The sequence below is a fragment of the Pseudomonas fitomaticsae genome, assembly GCF_021018765.1.
Lineage (GTDB): Bacteria > Pseudomonadota > Gammaproteobacteria > Pseudomonadales > Pseudomonadaceae > Aquipseudomonas > Aquipseudomonas fitomaticsae.
The window spans coordinates 2,355,828-2,377,533 of record NZ_CP075567.1 but is presented as its reverse complement, the minus strand read 5'-3'; the positions used below and the strand labels follow the sequence as shown (position 1 = coordinate 2,377,533).

Annotated in this window: 6 protein-coding genes (1 of these 6 running past the window's edge); 3 read left to right on the top strand and 3 right to left on the bottom strand. The window is 63.3% G+C overall.

Going from position 1 to position 21,706, the window contains the following annotated elements; translation table 11 throughout:
* The first annotated feature begins 9 nt into the window (after nucleotides 1-9).
* The 3 genes from pvdO to KJY40_RS10660 all read left to right on the top strand — a co-directional run bounded on the left by pvdO (nucleotide 10) and on the right by KJY40_RS10660 (nucleotide 7,018).
* Entirely contained in the window at nucleotides 10-909 is a 900-nt protein-coding gene (gene pvdO, locus KJY40_RS10670; protein ID WP_230736652.1) for a dihydropyoverdine dehydrogenase, read from the top strand.
* 151 nt (nucleotides 910-1,060) lie between these two features.
* Nucleotides 1,061-2,722, top strand: a complete 1,662-nt coding sequence (locus tag KJY40_RS10665) for a cyclic peptide export ABC transporter (RefSeq protein ID WP_230736651.1) — start codon at nucleotides 1,061-1,063, stop codon at nucleotides 2,720-2,722.
* 72 nt (nucleotides 2,723-2,794) lie between these two features.
* Nucleotides 2,795-7,018 carry an amino acid adenylation domain-containing protein gene (locus KJY40_RS10660; protein ID WP_230736649.1) on the top strand — a complete coding sequence of 1,408 codons (4,224 nt, stop codon included), beginning with the start codon at nucleotides 2,795-2,797 and terminating at the stop codon, nucleotides 7,016-7,018.
* 177 nt (nucleotides 7,019-7,195) lie between these two features.
* On the opposite strand, the gene KJY40_RS10655 is transcribed toward KJY40_RS10660, so the two are convergent.
* The 3 genes from KJY40_RS10655 to KJY40_RS10645 all read right to left on the bottom strand — a co-directional run.
* Nucleotides 7,196-9,685, bottom strand: coding sequence for a TonB-dependent siderophore receptor (locus KJY40_RS10655; protein ID WP_230736647.1), 2,490 nt, complete (start codon nucleotides 9,683-9,685; stop codon nucleotides 7,196-7,198).
* 322 nt (nucleotides 9,686-10,007) lie between these two features.
* On the bottom strand, nucleotides 10,008-13,238 hold the full coding sequence (locus KJY40_RS10650) for a non-ribosomal peptide synthetase (RefSeq protein ID WP_230736645.1): 3,231 nt from the start codon (nucleotides 13,236-13,238) through the stop codon (nucleotides 10,008-10,010).
* A protein-coding gene (locus KJY40_RS10645) for a non-ribosomal peptide synthase/polyketide synthase (protein ID WP_230736642.1) crosses the window boundary here: on the bottom strand, nucleotides 13,235-21,706 show its 3' portion. Its footprint extends 5,076 nt past the window's final position; the window shows 8,472 of its 13,548 coding nt (coding positions 5,077-13,548); its start codon lies beyond the right edge, outside the window; the stop codon is at nucleotides 13,235-13,237. Before KJY40_RS10645 ends, KJY40_RS10650 begins: the two co-directional genes overlap by 4 nt.

Here is a 21,706-nt window from a genome sequence, read left to right as displayed (position 1 = left end):
AGACTCGAAATGAACAGTGAACTGCCTCGTTTTGCCTTGAAAAGCCTGTCGGCGCTGACGCTCGCCGCCTGCCTGCTGCCGACCACCGCCCAGGCCGCCACCCCACCGGCACCGGGCAAGGTGTTCAAGGACTGCAAGGACTGTCCGGAAATGGTCGTGCTGCCCACCGGCACGTTCACCATGGGCACACCAGAAGACGAAGTCGGCCGCGAGCCCGACGAAGGCCCGATGCACCCGGTGACCTTCGCCAAACCGCTGGCGATCAGCCGTTTCCAGGTGCTCAAGGGCGAATGGTTTGCCTACCTCAAGGACACCGGTTACGTCATGCCCGATGGCGATACCCGTCCGGGCCGCGCGTGCAAGGCCGGTATCCCGGATTACGCCGGCAGCGACCCGCGCAAGCATTACACCGACAAGCACCCGGCGGTGTGCATGGACTTCGCCGAGGCCAACGCCTACGTGGCCTGGCTGTCGAAAAAAACCGGCAAGCAATATCGGCTGGTGAGTGAGTCCCTGCGCGAATACGCCGCCCGTGGCGGCACCACCGGGCCGTTCCCGTTTCCGTTCGATGAGGGCAAGGAATACAGCATCGCCAAGCACGCCAATACCTACGGTGCGGCCGATGGCTACAACTTCACCGCGCCGGCCGGCAGCTTCCCGCCCAACGCCTTCGGTGTGTACGACATGCACGACAACGTCTACGAATGGACCGCCGATTGCTACAACGAAAACTACGAAGGCGCGCCGAGCGACGGCAGTGCGTGGGAGACCGGCAAGTGCCAGTTCAAGCGCATTCGCGGCAACGACTGGGGCGAAGCGCCGGTGTTCTCCCGCTCCGGCAACCGCAACGCGCTGGTGCCGACCGAGCGTGGCGACTGGATCGGTTTTCGCGTGGCGCGCGACATGTAACCGCGAGCACCGCAGCGGCAACCGCCGCTCGCTCGTCGCTTGAGTCCTCGAGAAACCCGCAGGCGGCTAAATCGCTGCCCGCGGGTTTCGTCTTTTAACCAGCCCAACCCTTGAACCAATGCCTTGACCGGCACCAAAAGCGGAAACCTCCATGACCACAAAATCGCGCGGAGCCATCAGTGAAGTCCTCGGCCTGCTCAAGCCTTACCGGGTCGTCGTGGCGCTGTCGATCCTGCTCGGCATGCTCGGTGGCGTCAGCGTCACCGCCCTGCTGGCGACCATCAACAAAGCCCTGAACGGCGCCGGCAGCCCCTCGGCCACGGTATTGGCGACGTTTGCCGGCCTCTGCGCCTTTGCCCTGTTGACCTCGATTCTGTCGGACATCGGCACCAACCACGTCGGCCAGCACATCATTGCCGGGCTGCGCAAATCCCTGGGTGAAAAGGTCCTGCTGGCGCCCATCGAACAGATTGAACGGTTCCGCAGCCATCGCCTGATTCCGGTGCTGACCCACGACGTCGACACGGTCAGCGATTTCGCCTTTTCCTTCGCGCCGCTGGCCATCGCCTTCACCGTGACGCTCGGTTGCCTGGGCTATCTGGCGTTCCTGTCGCTGCCGATGTTCATCCTGCTGCTGATGGCCCTGGTGGTCGGTATCGCGGTGCAATACGTCGCCCGCAACAAAGGCATCAAAGGCTTCGAAACCGCTCGCGAAGCCGAGGATGAGCTGCAAAAGCACTACAGCGCGATTGCCGCCGGCGCCAAGGAGTTGCGCATTCATCGGCCGCGTCGCCAGCGCATGTTCAGCCAGCGCATCGAAGGCACCGCCGATTTCATCTGCCGGACCCACATTCGTTCGGTCAACATTTTCGTGATGGCCAAGACGTTCGGCTCGATGCTGTTTTTCGTGGTCATCGGTCTGGTGCTGGCGCTCCAGTCCTTGTGGCTGGGCACTGACAAAGCGGTGCTCAGCGGTTTCGTGCTGGTGTTGCTGTACATGAAAGGCCCGCTGGAATACCTGATCACTACCCTGCCGGTGATCAGCCGCGCGAACATTGCGTTCAAGCGCATCAACGACCTGGCCGAGCAGTTTTCCTCACCAGAGCCACACCTGCTGCTGAGCGAATCCGCACCGGTGAGCAAGACCCCGGTCCAGCAGCTGCAAATGCACAACGTGCATTACGCCTTTCCCCCGGTCAAAGGCAGCGCCGCCTTCGAACTGGGCCCGGTCAATCTGAACATCGCTCAGGGCGACATCGTATTCATCGTCGGCGAGAACGGCGGCGGCAAGACCACCCTGATCAAACTGCTGCTGGGGCTGTATGCGCCACAGCGCGGTGAAGTCCTGCTCAACGGTCAGGTGGTCGATGCCCGGGCCCGCGATGACTACCGCCAGCTGTTCACCACGATTTTTGCCGACTACTACCTGTTCGATGAGCTGGTACAGGGCGATCAACAGGTTCCTGCCGATGCCGGCCGGTATCTGGAACGCCTGGAAATCGCCCACAAGGTGAGCATTCAGGACGGCGTGTTCAGCACCACCGATCTGTCCACCGGCCAGCGCAAGCGTCTGGCCCTGATCAACGCCTGGCTGGAGGAACGTCCGGTGCTGGTGTTCGACGAATGGGCCGCCGACCAGGACCCGGCGTTCCGGCGGATCTTCTACACCGAGTTGCTGCCGGAACTGAAACAGATGGGCAAGACCATCATCGTGATCTCCCACGACGACCGCTATTTCGACGTCGCCGATCAGCTGGTGCGCATGGAGGGTGGCCGGGTCGTCACCCACAAAAAGCCCCTCGAAACCGCCTGAGCGAAAGCGCTCTTTCAGCCGCCAGCGCCAACGCCTGCGCGCTGTCGGCCTTCAACCTGAATGTTTATCGCCATGGACCCGACTGTCGGCAACGCCGTCAGCGACCACGGCGCTGCCAACCACGAGAGACCGATGAACGACTTACTCGATGATGAAGTCCTGGCGCTGCTGATGGCTGATGCCGGCGTGCAACTTCAAGGCATCCCGGCCCGCCTTCACCCTGCCCCGGCGCCGCTCTCCTTCGCCCAGCAGCGCTTGTGGTTCGTGCAACAGCTGACGCCCGACAGTGCCGCCTACAACCTGCCCCGCGCCGTGCGCCTGAACGGCGTTGTGCAAGCCCGGCATCTGCAAGCAGCGCTGAACAAAGTCATCGAACGCCACGATGTGCTGCGCAGCGCGATCGTCGAGATCGACGGCGTGGCGATGCAGGTCGTCGATGAACACGCGACACTGAAACTGGCCTTCGAAGACCTGCGCCACCTGAGCGCCGAAGCGCGCGACCCTGAACTCGCCCGACGCATCGCCGTCGAGGCCGGTCTGCCCTTCGATCTGAAAACCGCGCCGCTGATGCGCGCAACGCTGCTGCAGACGGCCGACGATGAACACCTGCTGTTGATGAGCATGCACCACATCGCCTCCGATGCCTGGTCCAATGCCATTCTCATGCAGGACCTGCTGCAGGCCTATGAACGGGTCCTGGCGGGCGATCCGTCGCCGCTGCGGCGACCGGCCATCCAGTACGCCGACTACGCCAACTGGCAACGCGGCGAATACCTCGACAGCGCCGCGTGCGCCGCCAGTGGCGACTATTGGCGCAACTACCTGGGGCAGACCCTGCCACCGCTGGAGCTGCCGACCGACTTTCCTCGCCACGAACAGCAGACTCACCCCGCCGGCAAACACGACTTCAGCCTGCCGACGGCGCTGACACAGAATTTGAACCGCTTCTGCCAACAGTGGGGACTGACGCCGTTCGTGGTGGCGCTCGGCGCCTGGCAATTGCTGTTGAGCCGCTACAGCAACCAGCAGGACTTCACGGTCGGCGTGCCGAATGCGAGCCGCAATCGCAGCGAAACCCAGGAGCTGGTGGGCTTTTTTGTCAGCGCCCAGGTCTATCGCGTGCGCATCGATCCACAGCTGTCGTGCCAGGACTTTCTCCAGCGCCTGCGCCGCGAAACCCTCGCCGCGCTGGATCATGCCGACTACCCGCTGGAGCTGAGCTTCGACGACCTGCAACTGCGGGCGAACGGGCAGAACAATCCGTTGTTTCAAACGCTGTTCAACTGGCGCACCGAAGCCTCCGGCGAGGGTCCGCTGATGTTGGGCGATCTGGCGCTGGACTTCCTCCCGGCGGACACGACCCAGGCCAAATTCGACCTGTCGCTGGACATCGCCTGTTCGCTGGAGCGCATCGACGCCAGCCTCGAATACAGCCGCGACCTGTACACCCCCGCGACCCTCGAACGGCTGGCGGGTCACTGGCAGAACCTGCTGCACGCCATCACCGAAGATCCGGGCCGCGCGCTGAGCGAACTGCCGCTGCTGAGCCGCGATGAACGCCGCGTGCAGCTCGAACAATGGAACCCGCCGGCCTCGGCCTTGCCCGACGAAGGCGTGCACCAGTTGTTCGAGCGTCAGGCACTGGCCACACCGGACGCGGTAGCGCTGATCGTCAATGACCTGCACGTGAGTTATGCCCGGCTCAACTCGGCGGCCAACCGACTGGCAAACACCCTGATCGCCTGCGCCGTCGGCCCCGAAGTCCGCGTGGGCATCGCCGTCGAGCGCTCGGCACACATGATCATCAGCCTGCTGGCGGTGCTCAAGGCCGGCGGGGTCTATGTCCCGCTCGACCCCGACTACCCGCAGGAACGCCTGACCTGGATGATCGAGGACAGCGGCCTGGATGTATTGCTGACGCAGGATTCGCTGCTTGAGCGCCTGCCCTCGCCGTCATCGGTCAAGGTAGTGTGCGTGGATGAGGTTGATCCTCTCGATGACCGACCTGTCGACAACCCGTCCTGCCGCACCTCCGCCAGCAATCTGGCGTACGTGATGTTCACCTCGGGCTCCACCGGTCGCCCGAAAGGCGTGGGCATCACTCACGGCGCCCTGACCCGTCACGCGCAAATCGGTCGGGAGTTTCACGGTCTGACGCCTGCCGACCGTTTGCTGCAGTACGGCACATTCAATTTCGATGCATTTGTCGATCAGCTCTACCCGGCGCTGATCTGCGGCGCTTCGGTGGTGCTGCGCGGGCAGGACATCTGGGACAGCGAAACCTGGTATCAACAGCTGCTGGAGAAAAAATTCACCGTCAGCGAACTGACCACGACCTACTGGAACCTGCTGGCCAAGGACTTCGCGGCCGCCGGCCCACGGGACTACGGATCGCTGCGTCAGGTAGTGGTCGGCGGCGAAGCCATGCCGCCGGAAGCGGTCGCAGCCTGGGGCCAGGCCGGTCTCGGCCACGTGCGCCTGCTCAATGTCTATGGGCCGACGGAAGCGACCGTCGACTCCACGCTGCTCGATTGCAGCGACTACGTCACCGGGCGCATGGCCTTGCCCAAGGCCATGCCGATCGGTCGACCGCTGGCCGGTCGTGCCGTGTATCTGCTCGACAGCGGCGGTCAGCCGGTGCCCGTGGGCACCGTGGGCGAACTGATGATTGCCGGCGACCTGCTCGCGCGGGGCTATTTCAATCGACCGGAGCTGACCGCCGAGCGCTTCATCCCGGATCCGTTCAGCACTCGGGGTGGACGCCTCTATCGCACCGGCGATCTGGCCCGCTATGGCGCTGACGGCGTTATCGAATATGTCGGTCGTCTCGACCACCAGGTGAAAATCCGCGGTTTCCGCATTGAACTCGGCGAAATCGAGTCCTGCCTGCTGCAATGGCCAGCCGTGCGCGAAGCCGTGGTCATCGCCCACGAAGGCGCGACCGGCACGCAGTTGATCGGTTATGTCGTGCCGCATGAAAGCGAGCCACCCGAGGACGAACTGCGCGAAGTCCTCAAGGCAGAACTGAAAAACCGTCTGCCCAACTACATGGTCCCCGCTCACCTGATGGTGCTGAACGCATTGCCACTGAGCCCCAACGGCAAACTGGATCGCAAGGCCCTGCCACTGCCCGATCTGCATCAGGCACACCGGCCGTTTCGTGCGCCGCAAACGCCCCTCGAAACAGCGCTGGCCGAACTCTGGCAGGAGGCGCTGCATGTCGAGCGTGTGAGCCTGGACGACAATTTCTTCGAGCTGGGCGGCCATTCGATTCTGGCCATTCAGTTCATTTCCGCCTTGAACGCGCGCCTGGGGATCAAACTGGCCCTGCAACAAATGCTCGCGCACCCCACGGTTGAAGTGCTGGCCCGGTTCATCGGCCTGGAACATCAACAGCAGGTGCGATGCGTGGTCGAGCTGACAGGCGCCACGTCAACCGCCACACCGCTGTTCTGCCTGCACCCGAGCGGCGGCATCGTTTTCTGTTATCAGCCGCTGGCCAAGCGTCTGAGCCAGCACGCACGCACCTTCGGCATCATGCACAAAGGCTTCGCCGACAAGGACGCCAGCACCCAGACCTGGCCCGAGATGATTGCCGAATACACCGAACAGATTATCGAAAAGCACCCCGACGGCCCCTATCGCCTGATGGGCTGGTCACTGGGTGGCGCGATCGCCATGGACGTGGCCGCGGCACTGGAGCGCCAGGGCAGACTGGTGACGTTCCTGGGTCTGGTCGACACCACGCTCCCGGAAAGCATCTTCCCTGCCGATCTGCCACGCAAACCGCTGGAAGAGGACAACCCCGAGTACCTCAGCGCGGACAACGAACTGTCCGTTGCCGTGGAAATGTTCAGTCTGATGTTTGCCCATCTGGAAGAGCCGGCGGCGCGTTACATCGCCGCGAACCCGACCACCAGCCTCAAGGCCTTTTATCAGTGGGCCAGCCAGCAGGCCGCCACCGACGAACAGGAAATGATCGCCACCCTGGAGGCCATCAAGCAGGAAATCATGAATGCCCAGGCGTTCGACATCCATGAGCGGCTGGTCAAAAGTTTCGATGGGTTCACGCTGCCACGGCTCAAGGTCAAGGCCAGCTGCTGGTGGTCGTTGCAGCACAAGACCCTGGAGCAAGTGCTGCATTCAGAGCAGGTTTTGCGCCAGTACAACGTCAGCGGACAGTTGCAAGGTTCCGTCCATTCGCCATTGCCGCACCGCAGCATGATCTATGGCGAAAGCCTGCTGGACTCGTTTGAATCCGTGCTTCTTGCCTGCGAAGGCGTGACACGGGACTGACCCTTCGGCAGCACTCAAAAAACGCAGACGCCTCGGCCTCTGCGTTTTTTTATGCCTGCACTTTTGCTCTGGCGTTCTTGGTTCCAGCAAGGTGCAGGCAAGAAAATCCGGGCATAAAAAAACCGGCCCACCCTCCTGATCAAGGAGCGTGGGCCGGTTCGGCGCCCGGTCAGTTCATCAGAACTGCGGGGTGTACTTCACGGAGAACATCACGTTGCGTGGGTCACCGAAGTTGTTGTTGCCGCTGAGCTGGTTGTAAGCAGCGTTCACGTACTTCTTGTCGAACAGGTTATTGGCGTTGACTGCCAGACCGATCTCCGGTGTCAGCTGGTAAGCGACACGGCCGTTCCACACGGTGTAACCCGCCACCTCGTAAGAGCCTTCGTAGCCCAGGGTGTGGTTTTGAGTGGTGAAACCAAGCCCTGCGCTCAGACGGTTCAAGTCACCGGTGAACTGGTAGTTGCCCCACACGCGCAGCATGTGCTTCGGCGTCCAGGTGCTGAAGGTACGACCTTCCATGTCCGGGTCTTCGAGGTACTTGGTGGTGTTGTAGGTGTAACCGGCAAACATTTGCAGGTTGTCGGTCACAGCACCACTGATCTCGGCGTCCAGACCCTGGCTGCGCACTTTGCCCGCAGCCTTGGAGCAGTACCAGCCGTCACATTCCATGCCGCCGGAAACATCATCGACCGCACGGTTTTTCTGGTCGTAGCGGAACAGCGCCAGGGACGTGTTGACCCGGCCGTCCATCAGCTCGCCCTTGAGGCCGATTTCGTAGTTGCTGCCGATGATCGGCTTGAGCATCGTGCCGTTGGCATCGCGCACGGTCTGCGGCTGGAACACGTCGGTGTAGCTGGCATACACCGCCCACTCGCGGCTCAGGTCATAGACGATACCGGCGTAGGGAGTGACTTCACCGGTTTCGTTGGTTTTGCTCGGGTCGGCGGTGACGTATTCATCGCTGAAGGCAGCACGGTTCTTGGACTTGTAGCTGTAGTCATACCAGCTGACACGCGAACCCAGCACCAGCGTCAGGTCATCGACCGGTTTGACGCGCCAGGTGCCATACAGGCCTTTCTGACGAATATCGTACTTACTGTCGGTGGCGCGGCCGCCGGCGGTATTGAGCAGACTGTCGTAGCTGATGTCCGGACGATCGTGGTTGACGTTGAAGATCGTATCGGTGGTGTTGTTGTTGAAAGTACGGGCGAGCTGGTCATCCGTCTCCAGCTGGGAGTAGTTGCCGCCGATCATGACTTCCTGCTGCATCGACAAGGCTTCGAACTTGCCGGTCAGGTTCATGTCGAGACCGACCTTGGTGGAATCGAAGTCGGTGACGAAGTCGGCGTACTGAATACCGCTGCCATCCGGCTTGAGACCGGCACCGGTGCTCTGCAGACGCTGGCTTTTCGAGTCGTTGTTTTCCGTCATCTGCACGGCACCGGCCTTGAACGCCCAGTCGTCGTTGAAACGGTGTTCGAGGTCAGCGTAAAGGGTGGTGACGTTGATCTGCGAGTGGTTCCATTTGGCGCCGCCGTAGGTCGAACGCGAAATGTCCGGCATTCTGCCGTCGGCGTAACGCGGCAGGCCACGGATCATCGGACGCGACTCGGCCTCGGTGCGGCTGACCCCCAGGCCCAGGGTGGTGTCTTCACTCAGGTCGAAGTCCAGCGAGCCGTACAGCGAGTGGGTCTTGCTCCATTCGTAGTCGACGAAGGAATCGCTCTGGTCTTCATCGGCAACGAGACGGCCACGGATCGTGCCGGCCTGGTTCAGCGGACCGCCCGCGTCCAGTTGCAGGCCGTAGTGATCCCACGAGCCGGCCTTGCCGGTGATGCTTACGGTCGGTGCCGCCTGACCGCGTTTGCGCACCAGGTTGATGGCGCCGCCAGGGCTGCCGGTGCCTTGCAACAGCCCGGATGCACCACGCAGGATTTCCAGACGGTCGAAGAAGATCAGGTCCTGGGTCGCCCAGTTGCCCAGCGAGTAGTTGTTACGTGGAATCGGCACGCCGTCGTACTGCCAGTCGTCGATCTGGAAACCGCGCGAAGAGATGATGATGCCCTTGCCGACGCCCTGCAGGCCGACGATACCGGTGGTCTGGTTGAGCGCGTCCTTGAGGTCGACCAGGTCCTGATCGTCCATCTGCTTGCGGGTCATCACGGTGACCGACTGCGGAATTTCCTTGAGGGTGTGAGTGCCCTTGCCGATCGTTACGGCGTTGGAGGTGTACGAGTTGCTGCCCTCGGTGGTTGCCCCGACCTGTTGCGCATTGATGTTGGTTGCGCCCAGTTCCAGGCCCTGCGTGGCCGTGCCGCGCACCAGCATCAGGGTGTTGCCCTCGACGCTGTAACGCACGCCGGTGCCCCGGAGCAATTCGGCGATGGCCGCCTGCGGGCTCATCTTGCCGCTGACGGCGTGGCTCTTGAGTCCGGCCATGTCGTCAGCGTTGTAGATCACTTGCTGGTTGGTCTGCTGACCGAACGCCTGCAACGCCTGCGGCAGCGATTGCGCCGGAATGTTGATGCTGACGTCTTCAGCCATCACCTGAGCGCTGAGCGGCAATACGCAGACCAGCCCCAGACCGGTCAACACGCGACGCGAACGCAGGCCGCGGGACATGACGAGTGCCTTGAACAGAGGTTTCAACTCATGAATTGCTGACATCGTGCTCTCTATTATTGGTAGAAGTGGAAATCCATTGGGCCGAAGGGCCCGCCGCCGTCTGCACAAGGGAACCGCGTACTGTCGATTTGCAGTACGTGGCCGACCTGCCCCTCCCCGGGCACGGTCAACTGGCGGGACAACGGCGAAATTTTTGCGCTGAACACATCCGGCTTTCTGGCTGCCCTGCCCGACCCGATCTGTTCACATACCTTATTAAGACGCAGCACCTCCAAAAAACCGGAATGAGTTTATTTATCATTAGCGCGAAAAGTTAAAAAAAAGGCCGACGCTGTTAGGCGACGGCCTTTTGTTTCATGCCATGTCAGCTGCCTTGCGCAGCCTTGGCGGCTTGCAGCTGCCGCGCCTGCTCGGCCAGGCGGGCCTTTTCCTCGGGGCTCATCGCGTCCATGCGCAGGCGGACCTGGGCCATTTTCTCCAACTGGCCCGGGCTGCTTTCCACCGCCCGCAACGCCATGGCGAGCGACGCCACGGTGGGATGATCGAACACCAGCCCCGGATGGACTTCGCACTGCAACAACTTGCGAATCCCGGCCACCAGCTTGATCACCAGCAACGAATGGCCACCGGCGGCAAAAAAGTCGCGATCAACGCCCAGCCGCTCGAGGCCGAGCAACTGCGCCATGCGCGAGGCCAGCAATTGCTCGAGTGCATCGCGCGGTGCGACACCTTCGTCATCCGCCGCCCTGCCCGCCAGTTGCTGCAATGCCTTGCGGTCGATCTTGCCGTTGGCCAACCGTGGAAAACGGTCGATCAGTTGCAGATGCTGCGGCACCATCACGCCGGGCAAACGTGCGCTCAGCTCTGCGCGCGCAGCGTCCAGCAAACCCGCCGACAGGCCCTGATGAGCGACGACAAAGGCCAGCAATCCCTGCTCGGCCGACGCGGCCGGCAGCACCAGCGCTTCGGCCACTGGCGCCAGACGCAGCAGTTCGGCTTCGATTTCCGCCAGCTCAATGCGGAACCCACGCACCTTGACCTGTTGGTCGCGCCGACCGTGCAACTGAATGCCGCCGTCCACGCGATAGCGCGCCAGGTCGCCGCTGCGATACAGACGCTGCGCCGGATCAAACGGGCTCGGAATGAATGTCTGTTCGTCAGCTTCGGCATTCAGATAACCACGGCACAACTGCGCACCGCCTAGGTACAGCTCGCCCAGCACACCGACCGGCGCCAGACGCAACTGCGCGTCCAGCACGTAAACCTGGTTATTGCCCAGCACCTGAGTCAGCGCCGAACAATCGCCCGCAGCGCCGTGCAGATCCAGCGGATGAATCATGACCCCGACCGTCGCTTCGGTAGGACCGTAGTGGTTGAACACCCGGCAGTCGCTGCGCAACCGCGCAATGCGCTCGATCAGCGTCGTGGCAATCGGCTCGCCGCCCAGCACCAGCGTGCCCGGCAGGGTTGCCCGCTCGCTGTCGAGCAACGCCGCGAGGTGCGACGGCACGATTTTCAGGCAGTCGATCTGCTGCTGTTGCAGGTACTCGGCGAACAGTGCGCCGTCCTGCATCTGCTCATCGCTGGCAACGTGCAGCGTGGCCCCGTTGAACAACGCACCGAACAACGCGGTGTTGCCCAGGTCCGCCGCCACCGTCGAACTGAACCCGACGTTCCTGCACTGTTCCAGCCCCAGGGCCTGACTGGCCTGAGCCGTGTAGTTCAGCAATTGCCGATGCTCGATCACCACGCCTTTCGGCACACCGGTGGAGCCGGAGGTAAACAGCACATACGCAATGTCGTGGCCTTGGGTGGCGAGCGTCGGCAACGCTGCGCTCGACTGGCTGACATCAGCCAGGGTCAACGCCTTGTGCGGCTGCCCCTGCCAGGCGGGCAGATGCGCGGCGTCGGTCAGCAACAGTGCGGCGCCGGCCTGCTCCAGCATCAAGGCCTGACGTGCCTGCGGCCATTGCACATCCAGCGGCAGATAGGCCGCACCGATGCGCCAGCTCGCCAGCATGGCGATCACCAGATCCGCCGAACGCGGCAGCGCCAGCGCAACGATCGAGCCCTCGCCCAGCCCCTGCGCCTTGAGGCCTTGCGCGACGCTGTCGACCCGGACTTGCAACTGGCCGTAGCTCAATGAATGACCGGCGTCGGTCAGGGCAATGGCATCCGGGGTGCGCAGCATCAGATCGGCGATGCGCTGCGGCAGAAAACGGCTGTCGGCCAACCGCTGCACAGAAGAATTGATGGCCAGCAAACGCTGCTCTTCGGCATGACCGAGCAAGTTGAGCTGCGCCAGCGGGGTGTGCGGTGCGGCGAGGATCGAATCCAGCAGAACGCCAAACTGCTCCAGCACCACGCTCGCCGCTGCCGGCGAATAACGCGAGCCCGCATAAAGCAGATCCACCGCCGCCGGTTGCTGTGCGTCGTCCAGTTGCACCTGCAACAAGCATTCAAAAGCATCCGGCTGCACCGGCAAGGCTTGCGAAACCGTCCAGCGCAAACCGCCGCTGTTGCCGTTGCGACCGGCCTGGCCAAGCGTAAAACCGTAGGCCGGCCGCGCCGCGTCGGGAGCCAGATCCGGGGTCCAGTATTCCTGCCAGGTGCGGTGTTCTTCGAGGCGCGCGGCCAGTTCCACCAGCCAGTCGCCGAAGGCCGCACCGGCCGGCAACGACACCGACAGCGGCAAGGTTTTCTCGAAAACCCCCACGGCGCTGGCGAAGTATTCATAGTCGCTGCGGCTGTCGTGGCGTACACCGACCAGCGCCTGCTCACGCCCGCTCAAGCGCCCCAGCAACAACCACCACGCACCTTGCAACAGGGTGACGACGGACTGGCCGAGCTGCTCGGCCAGGGCCTGCAAACCTGCGCGTTGCGCCGGTTGCAACGTCAGCGACAGGCGCTTGTCGGCGCCGGTCGCCGCCTGACTTGCACTGCGGGCAGCCAGCCAGGGCGTGGCGATGTCCACCTGAGCACCTTGCAATTGTTGCTGCCAATAAGCCCGCGCCGTGGTTGCGTCCTCGTCGAGCACCACTTCGCTGCGCCATTCCAGGTACTGGCTGAACTCGCCCGGTGCCTCATCTTCCTCCGGTTGAGCGCCGGCGTAGGCTTGCTGCACCTGCTCCAGCAGCAGATTCAGCGATTGCGCATCGGCGCTGTGGCGAGCGATACCGATCAGGCACTGCCATTGCTGCGGCGCCAGTCGATAAAGCATCGCCTGGACACCCGCCGATTCGCCGACCACAAATGCGCGGTCCATCGACTCGTCGATCTGCGCCCGGATTTCCTCGGCACCCTGCTCGGCCGCCTGAATCGTCAGCGGAAAACGGCTGGCCGGGATCGCGTTCTGGCGCAAGCCGTGGAAACCGGCGACCTTGCTCAATTGCGCCAGCAGCATCGGCTGTTGCGCCAGCAGCGTATCGAAAGCGGCCTGCAAGCGTTGCGGATCGAGGTCGCCCTCCAGGGTCACACTCAGCCAGCGCAAGGCCTCACCGCAGGTCGCCTTGTTCGACAGTTGCTCCAGCAGCGCCTGTTGCTCGGGCGTCAGGGCGAATCCGCTTTCCTGCGTGTCCATCATGACCTCGTTCATGCTCCGGTTTCCTCGGTGTTCACTGCGCCCGGGGCGGTTTGCCCGGCGGCCGGCGCACGTTTCAGACTGCTGTGGTCGTACATGTCGCCCATCGCCACGACAATCTTGCGCGGCCCCTCGAACGGATCACGGGCATGGGCCACGAGCATGTTGTCGAGCAGTATCGCGTCGCCTTTCTGCCAGTCGAAACGCACGGCGCACTCTTCGTACAGATCGCCGATGCGCTGCATCACTTCGTCTTCGATCGGGGTGCCGTCGCCGTAGTACACGTGACGCGGCATACGCTCGGGACCGAACATCGACAACAGGTCCTCACGCACATCCGGCTCCAGCCAGTAGATGTGGTGCAATTGCACCTGATTGAAGAACGACTTGGCGCCCGTGATCGGGTGACGAATGATCGCCGGCCCCGGCGTGCGGGTTTGCAGTTCGTTGTTGTCCAGCCAGCGCCACTCGATGCCGCCGGCCCGGCAACGGGCCTCCACTTCGGCGCGGTCTTCGGTCTTGAAGAAGTGCTGCCACGACACATCGAGGTTGTCGGTGAACGTACGCACGTACAGCAGGCCCTTGGACTCGAACTTGTCACGCAGGTCGGCCGGCAGTTTTTCGTACATCAACCGGCAATCCACCACCGGCGTCGCGCCGCCCACCGGTGCGGCCACCTCGCAATAGAACATCTGCTTGCGCGGCCAGCGGTCCTGGTGGGAGCTCTCGTTGTGGAACAGGATCATCTTGCGTTCCGGGTACGGCGTCGAGCGGTAGGTGTTCTTGCCGCCCTCCTTCTTCGGCAGATCGCCGTACTGGCCGTACAGGCCCGGTTGAATCGCTTCGGCGAACGCCTCGAAACCCTGAATGCCGTCGAGTTCGAAACCGCGGAACAGGATGCCGGCGTGGGTGGCGAGTTTTTCTTCGATCAGCGGCCGGTTGTTCTTGATCCATTCGATCAAGTCCAGTTGCGGCTCGTTCGGCTCCACCAACAGCGGGAACGGCTGAGGTGCGGCGATCAGCGATTCGCGTACCGGGGCCGGGCGAACCTTGGCCACCGGGGCGGCGCCGCGCTTGAGGAACTTGCCCAGTTTGTCGGCCTTGGGTCCGGGCGCAGCGGGTTTGGTGGCCACTGCGAAATTGTCGACTGGCATGCTGATAGCTCCCAATTGAATGTCCTGATCAGCGACGATCTGTTCCAACAGGGCTATCCAGGCCTTCACCAGGTACTGAATGCGCTCGTGTCCGAACAAGGTTGTGGCGAATTGCCAATTACCCAGCAATTGCCCTTCTTCTTCGTCAACGAACAATGCCATGTCGAATTTAGAATGGGTCTGCAACGCCGCCAGCGGTTCGACGCTCAAGCCACCCATCGATTGCGTGCGCCCCGGCAGGTTGTTCATCACGAACAAGACCTGCACCAGCGGGTTCATGCCCTTGTGACGCGGCACGCCACAGCTTTCGACGATCATGTCCAGCGGCAGGTCCTGATGCTCCAGCGCACCGAGCAGGTTGTCCTGCGTGCGGGCCAGGAAGTTCGAAAACGCGCTGTTGGCGTCGAAGCGCGAACGCAACGGCAACACGTTGACGAAGAAGCCGATCAGACGCTCCAGTTCCGGCTGCTCACGCCCGGCGACGTCCGCGCCGACCAGCACATCGTCACCGCCGCTGAACTGATGCAACAGCACCTGGAACGACGCCAGCAGCGTGCTGTACAGCGTCACCCCGGCGTCGGTGGAGACCTTGCGCAAGCCCTGGCTCAGATCCGCCGGCAGATGGAACTGCACGGCATCGCCGTCGTACGACGCTACCGCCCCGCGCGGCTTGTCCAGTGGCAGGTTCAGCTGCCCGCTATAACCGTCGAGTCGCTCTTTCCAGTAAGCCGCCTGCTGCCCGAGAACGCCTGCGCGCTCCAGTTCCTGTTGCCACAGGGCGAAGTCGGAGTACTGCACGTCCAGCGCCGGCAACGGCGTGTTGTCGCCCGCCTTGCTCAGCTCGTAGATCTGCACCAGCTCGTTGACCAGCACGCCCATCGACCAGCCGTCGGAGATGATGTGGTGCATCGAGAACAGCAGCACATGCTCGGTCGGCGAGAGGTGCAGGATGCGCCCGCGCCACAGCGGCGCCTGCTCCAGGTCGATCGGCGTGTGCGCGTTGTCCAGCACCGCCTGCGCCACCTGTTCTTCCTGGGCACTGCGCGACAGACCGGACAGATCGAGCACCGGGAAATCGACGTCGACCTGCTCGGCGATCAACGCGATCGCATCACCTTCATCGTCCTGCGAATACGCGGTACGCAGCACCTCATGACGGCGCACCACTTCGGCGAAGCTGCTGACGAAACGCTCGGTGGACAACTCGCCGCGCAAGCGCAAGGCCAGCGGCATGCCGTACGCCGAGCTGCCACCGGACAACTGCTCGGCGACCCACAAGCGGCGCTGCACCAGCGACAACGGTGCCGTCGACTTGGCGCCAAAGGCCTTGAGCGGCAAGGCCTGGTTGCCAGCCTCGGCCGCCGTCGGCGCCTGGGCCTGACTCATCCACGCTGCCAGATCCTTGAGGCGCGGATGGTTGAACAGATCCCGCAGCCCCAGCGTGCCGGTGGTCAACTGGCGCAAACGCGACACGGCCTGCGTGGCCAGCAACGAATGCCCGCCCAGCTCGAAGAAGTGGTCTTCGCGGCTTACCTGATCGAGTTCCAGCACGGTCTGCCAGATCGCAGCGATCTGCTGTTCCAGCTCGCCGACCGGTGCCACGAAGTCCCCGGCCGAAACCACACTCTCGACACTCGGCAAGGCCTTGCGATCGATCTTGCCGTTCGGCGTCAGCGGCAGGCTGGCGAGGAACAGCAGGTGCGCCGGGATCATGTAGTCCGGCAGGATTGCCTTGAGCTGCGTCTTCAAGTCTTCGCGCAGCAAGGTTTGCGCGGCGGCATCGGCGTTCGCCACCGCCGCGTCGTCCATCACCACATACGCCACCAGTTGATGACTGGAAGCGATCGGTTGCGCGACCACCAATGCCTGGCTGACGCGCTCGATCTGCAACAGACGGGCCTCGATTTCACCCAGCTCGATACGGAAACCGCGCACCTTCACCTGATGGTCGATACGCCCGACGTACTGCAAAGTGCCGTCGGCCTGATAACGGGTCAGGTCGCCGGTGCGGTACATGCGCTCGCCATGGCCGGCGAACGGGTTGGGCACAAACTTCTCGGCGGTCATCGCCGCCCGACCCAGATAGCCTCGGCTGAGGCCGGCACCGGCCAGGTACAGCTCGGCCGACACGCCCAGTGGCGCCGGTTGCAGATCGCCGCCCAGCACGTAACTGGCGGTGCGCGCCATCGCCCGGCCGATGTTGGCCGTGCCGCCCGCCTCACGACGGGTCCAGGTGGAATACACGGTGTCTTCCGACGGGCCGTACAGGTCGATGACGTCTTCGATGCTCGCCTGTTTGTAAAGCAGGTCCACCAGATTCTGCTTCAGCGCTTCGCCGCACAGGTTGATGAGCCTCACACCCGCCGGTATATCGCCGGCGTCCTGCAAGGCATTGATCGCCGACGGCACGGTATTGATCAGGCGCACCTGATCCCGGGCCGGCAGTTGCGGCAGTTCAAGGGCGTTGCGGGCGATGATCAGCGAGCCGCCGTTGGCCAGGGTGACAAACAGCTCCCACACCGACAGGTCGAAGCACACCGAGGTCGAAGCCAGCACGCCTTGAATATCATCGCGGCTGTAGGTGTTCTTCGACCAGTCGCTCAGCGCCATCACGTTGCTGTGGGTGATCGAAACGCCCTTCGGCTTGCCGGTGGAACCGGAGGTGTAAATCACGTAAGCGAGATTGTCCGCGCACACGTCCGTGACCGGCGCAATCGCACTGTTGGCCGACAGGTCCAGTTGATCCAGAAGCAACACTTGCGTATCGCCACCGACCGTCAGGATCGCAGCCACCTCGGTTTCGGTCAGCAGCACCCGGGCGCGGCTGTCTTCGAGCATGTAAGCGACCCGATCCGCCGGGTAATCAGGGTCCAGTGGCACGTAAGTGCCGCCGGCCTTGAGCACCGCCAGCAGCGCCACCAACAGTTGATCGGAACGCTGCATGGCCACGCCGACCCGCACTTCCGGGCCGACCCCGCAATCGATCAAACGGTGCGCCAGGCGATTGGCCCGGGTGTCGATGTCGGCATAAGTGAACGACTGATGACCGAAGGTCACGGCCCGCGCGTCCGGCTGGGCAGCCACCTGACGTTCGATGGCCTGGTGGATGCACAGCGCCTCGAGGGGGTTGGCCTCGACCGGATTCCAGTCATGCACGATCCGTTGCTCGTCCGCCGCTTCCAGCAGGTTCCATTCACCCAGGCAGCCTTCAGCGCTGAGGTCGAGGCGCGTCAGCAGCTGTTGCAACTGCGCGGCCAGTTTGACCACGGTCTCGGCGGCGAAGCTTGTGCGCTGATAGCTGAAGTGCACGGTCAGCTGTTGGTCGAGGTTGACCATCAACGTCAGCGGATAGTTGGTCTGCTCGTAACGGTCGACTTCGCCGAAGCGCAAGTCATCCGATGCGGCCTGCTGCAAGGCTTCGGCAATCGGGTAGTTCTCGAACACCAGAATGTTGTCGAACAACGCCTCCCCGCTCTGCCCGGCCCAGCGCTGAATGTCGAACAGCGGCGTGTGTTCCTGCTCGCGCAGCAACAGATTCTGCGCCTGCACCTGTTGCAGCCATTGCGACAACGGCTGTTCGGCTCGGGGGCTGGCGATGATCGGCAAGGTGTTGATGAACAGGCCGATCTGGCCTTCGACGCCGCTCAACTGCGCCGGACGACCCGACACCGTGGCACCGAACGCGACCGTGTCCTGCCCGGTGTAGCGCTGCAACAGCAACAGCCACGCGGCCTGCACCAGGGTGTTGACCGTGACCTTTTGCACGCGGGCAAAACGGTTGAGTTCAGCGGTCGCGCGACTGTCGAGCGTGAGCAGATGCTCGCCCTGGCCTGCCACCGAGCTGTCCGCGCTGTGCGGCACCGCATCGGCCAGATAGGTCGGCATGTCGAAGTCGGCCAGTTGGCCCTTCCAGAAGTGCTCCGTGACCTGCGCGTCCTGCTGCGCCAGCCACTGGATGTAATCGCGATAGCGCCCGGCCCCGCTCACCGGCGCCTGGCCGTGGTAGCGCTGCAGGACTTCGCCGAGCAACTGCGAGTTGCTCCAGCCGTCCATCAGAATGTGGTGCGAGGTGTAAATCAGATGGAAGCGCTCGGCTGCCACCCGCACCACCACCAACCGCAGCAACGGGGCCGCGTGCAGGTCAAAACCCTGCTGACGCTGCGCACGCTCCAGCTCGCTCAGGGCCTGTTCCAGATCACTGCGTTCACGCCAGTCGAGCACGCTGAACGGCACCTGCAACCCCTTGTGCACCACTTGCAGCGCATGGGGCAGATCACCTTCCCAGACGAAACCGCTGCGCAGCACGTCATGGCTGTCCATCGCCGCTTGCCAGGCCTCGCGGAAACGCTCGACCTGCAAACCGTCCACGGCCACGCACATCTGGTTGATGTAATCGCCCGACTGCTGCGCGTAGAGGGTGTGGAACAACATGCCCTGCTGCATCGGCGACAGTGGATAAATGTCTTCGACCAGACGCGGCGCAATCGGCAAACCGTCGAGCTGAGCCTGAGTCAGACCCGCCAGCGGGAAGTCCGACGGGGTCAGCCCTTCCACGCCCGGTGTCAGGCAGTGAGCGATCAGCGCGGCGAGTTCATCGGCGTAGTCGCAGGCCAGCGCTTCAATGGTGGCGCTGTCGAAACGTTCTTCGCTGAAGGTCCAGCCGACGCTCAACTCACCGCCATACACCTGACCGTTGAGGGTCAGCCAGTTGCCCAGCGGCGCATCCGGGCTTTGTTCCAGGCCGGCATTGTCCGGGGCCGGCGCGAACAGTGCGCCGTCATCGGCTTCGAAGCTGCCGTCGAACTGACCGAGGTAGTTGAAAGTGATGCGCGGGGTCGGCAATGCCTTCAGGCTGCTTTGCGCCTCGGCATCACCGAGGTGACGCAGCGCGCCGAAACCGATGCCCTTGTTCGGGATCGAGCGCAGTTGTTCCTTGATCCGCTTGATCGAATCGCCCGCGCCTTCGGCCGGCGTCAGACGCACCGGGAACAGACTGGTGAACCAGCCCACGGTGCGGGTCAGGTCGACACCGTCGAACAGCTCTTCGCGACCATGCCCTTCCAGTTGAATCAGCGTCGACGACTGCCCGCTCCAGCGCCCGATCACCCGGGCCAGCGCGGTCAGCAGCAGGTCGTTGACCTGGGTGCGATAGGCCGCCGGGGCTTCCTGCAACAGCTGCCGGGTCAGCTCCGCGCTGAGGCGAGTCTGCACGGTTTGCGCCAGACGGTTCTGCTGGCCGGCGTCGAGACGCTTGCACGGCAGATCGGTGCTGACGTCGCTCAGGCACGCCTGCCAGTACGCCCATTCTTCCAGCAATGCCGGGCTGTTGGCGTAGCGCTGCAAGTGTTCGCTCCAGTCCTTGAAGGCACTGGTCTTGGCCGGCAGGCTCAGGGCCTGACCACTGGTGGCTTGCTGATACGCGGTTTGCAGGTCTTCGAGCAGAATCCGCCACGACACGCCGTCCACCGCCAGGTGATGGATCACCAGCAACAGGCGTTGGCTGCCATCGGCCAGATTGGCCAGCACCGCCCGCAGCAACGGGCCGTTTTGCAGGTCGAGGCTGCGCTGGGCGCGGTTGCCCAAGGCTTCGAGATCCGCGATGTCGGCAATGTCTTCCTGCCAGAGCAGGTCTTGCGGCAAGGCGGCGACCGCCAGGTGTTCGGCCTGCCAGACGCTGCCCTGCTGACTGAAGCTCAAGCGCAAGGCATCGTGATGGATGACCAGCGCGCGCACCGCTTGCTCGACCTTTTCGGCCGCCAGCGGCTGACGTGGCTTGAGCAGCACCGACTGGTTCCAGTGATGACGCTCGGGGATTTCGTCCTCGAAGAACTGCTGCTGGATCGGCAGCAGCAACGCCGGGCCGGTGACCGGTTGCTGATCGATGGTCGACTCGCTGTCACCGATCTGCGCGACCAGTGCCAGACGTTGCACGGTCTGGTGCTGGAACAGGTCTTTGGGGTTCAGACGGATGCCGGCCTGACGGGCGCGGCTGACCACTTGAATCGAGATGATCGAATCGCCGCCCAGCTCGAAGAAGTTGTCGTTCAGACCGACTTGCGGCAGCTTCAGCACGTCCTGCCAGATCTCGGCCAGACGCTGTTCCAGTTCGCTTTGCGGTGCCTGATAAACCTGCTGCGCCTGACTCGCATCCGGCGACGGCAAGGCACTGCGATTGAGTTTGCCGTTGGCCGTCAGCGGCAATTGTTCGAGCAGCAACAGGTGCGCCGGGATCATGTGATCCGGCAGGTTTTCCTTGAGCGCGGCCCGCACGCTGTCGCGCCACTGGGCTTGTTCGGCAGCGTCGGCGTCGAGCAATGCAGCGTCGCTCGGCACCAGGTACGCCACCAGTTGCTGACCACTGAGACCCGGTTGTGCCAGCACCACGGCCTGACGCACGGCGACCTGTTCGAGCAGCTGCGCTTCGATCTCGCCGAGTTCGATGCGGAAGCCGCGAATCTTCACCTGATGGTCGATCCGGCCGATGTATTCGATCACGCCGTCGGCGCGATAGCGCGCCAGGTCGCCGGTGCGGTACAGACGCCCGCCATCGGCGGCAAACGGATCGGGAATGAAGCGCAGCGTGGTCAGGTCCGGACGGTTCAGATAACCCCGGGCCAGACCGGCGCGACCGACGTACAGCTCGCCGATGCAACCCTTGGCCACCGGGTTCAGGTCGCCGTCGAGCAAGTACCAGGACAAGTCCGGAATCGGCTCGCCGATCGGGCTGCTGGCATCGCGTTGCAGATCGGCCAGTGAGATCGGGCGCCAGGTCACGTGGACCGTGGTTTCGGTGATGCCGTACATGTTGATCAGTTGCGGGGCCTGATCGCCAAAGCGCTCGAACCATGGGCGCAGGCTCTTGACCTCCAGCGCCTCGCCGCCGAACACCACGTAACGCAGGGCCGGTTGCGCCGCCGCGTGTTCCGGGGCGCACGCCACTTGCATCAGTTGCTTGAACGCCGACGGCGTCTGGTTGAGGACGGTGATCCCTTCACGGCACAGCAAGGCGTAGAAATCTTCCGGCGAACGGCTGGTCTCGTACGGCACCACCACCAGTTTGCCGCCGTACAGCAGCGCACCGAAGATCTCCCAGACCGAGAAGTCGAACGCGTAGGAATGGAACAGGCTCCAGACATCCTGCGGGCCGAAATCGAACCAGGCATCGGTGGCCTTGAACAGGCGCAGCACGTTGTGATGGGCGAGCAAGGTGCCTTTCGGCTGACCGGTGGAACCGGAGGTGTAGATCACGTAAGCCAGGTTGTCTGGGCTCATGCGCACCTGCGGGTTGGCGTCGCTGTAGCCTTCGAGACCGTCGCGTTCCTGATCGAG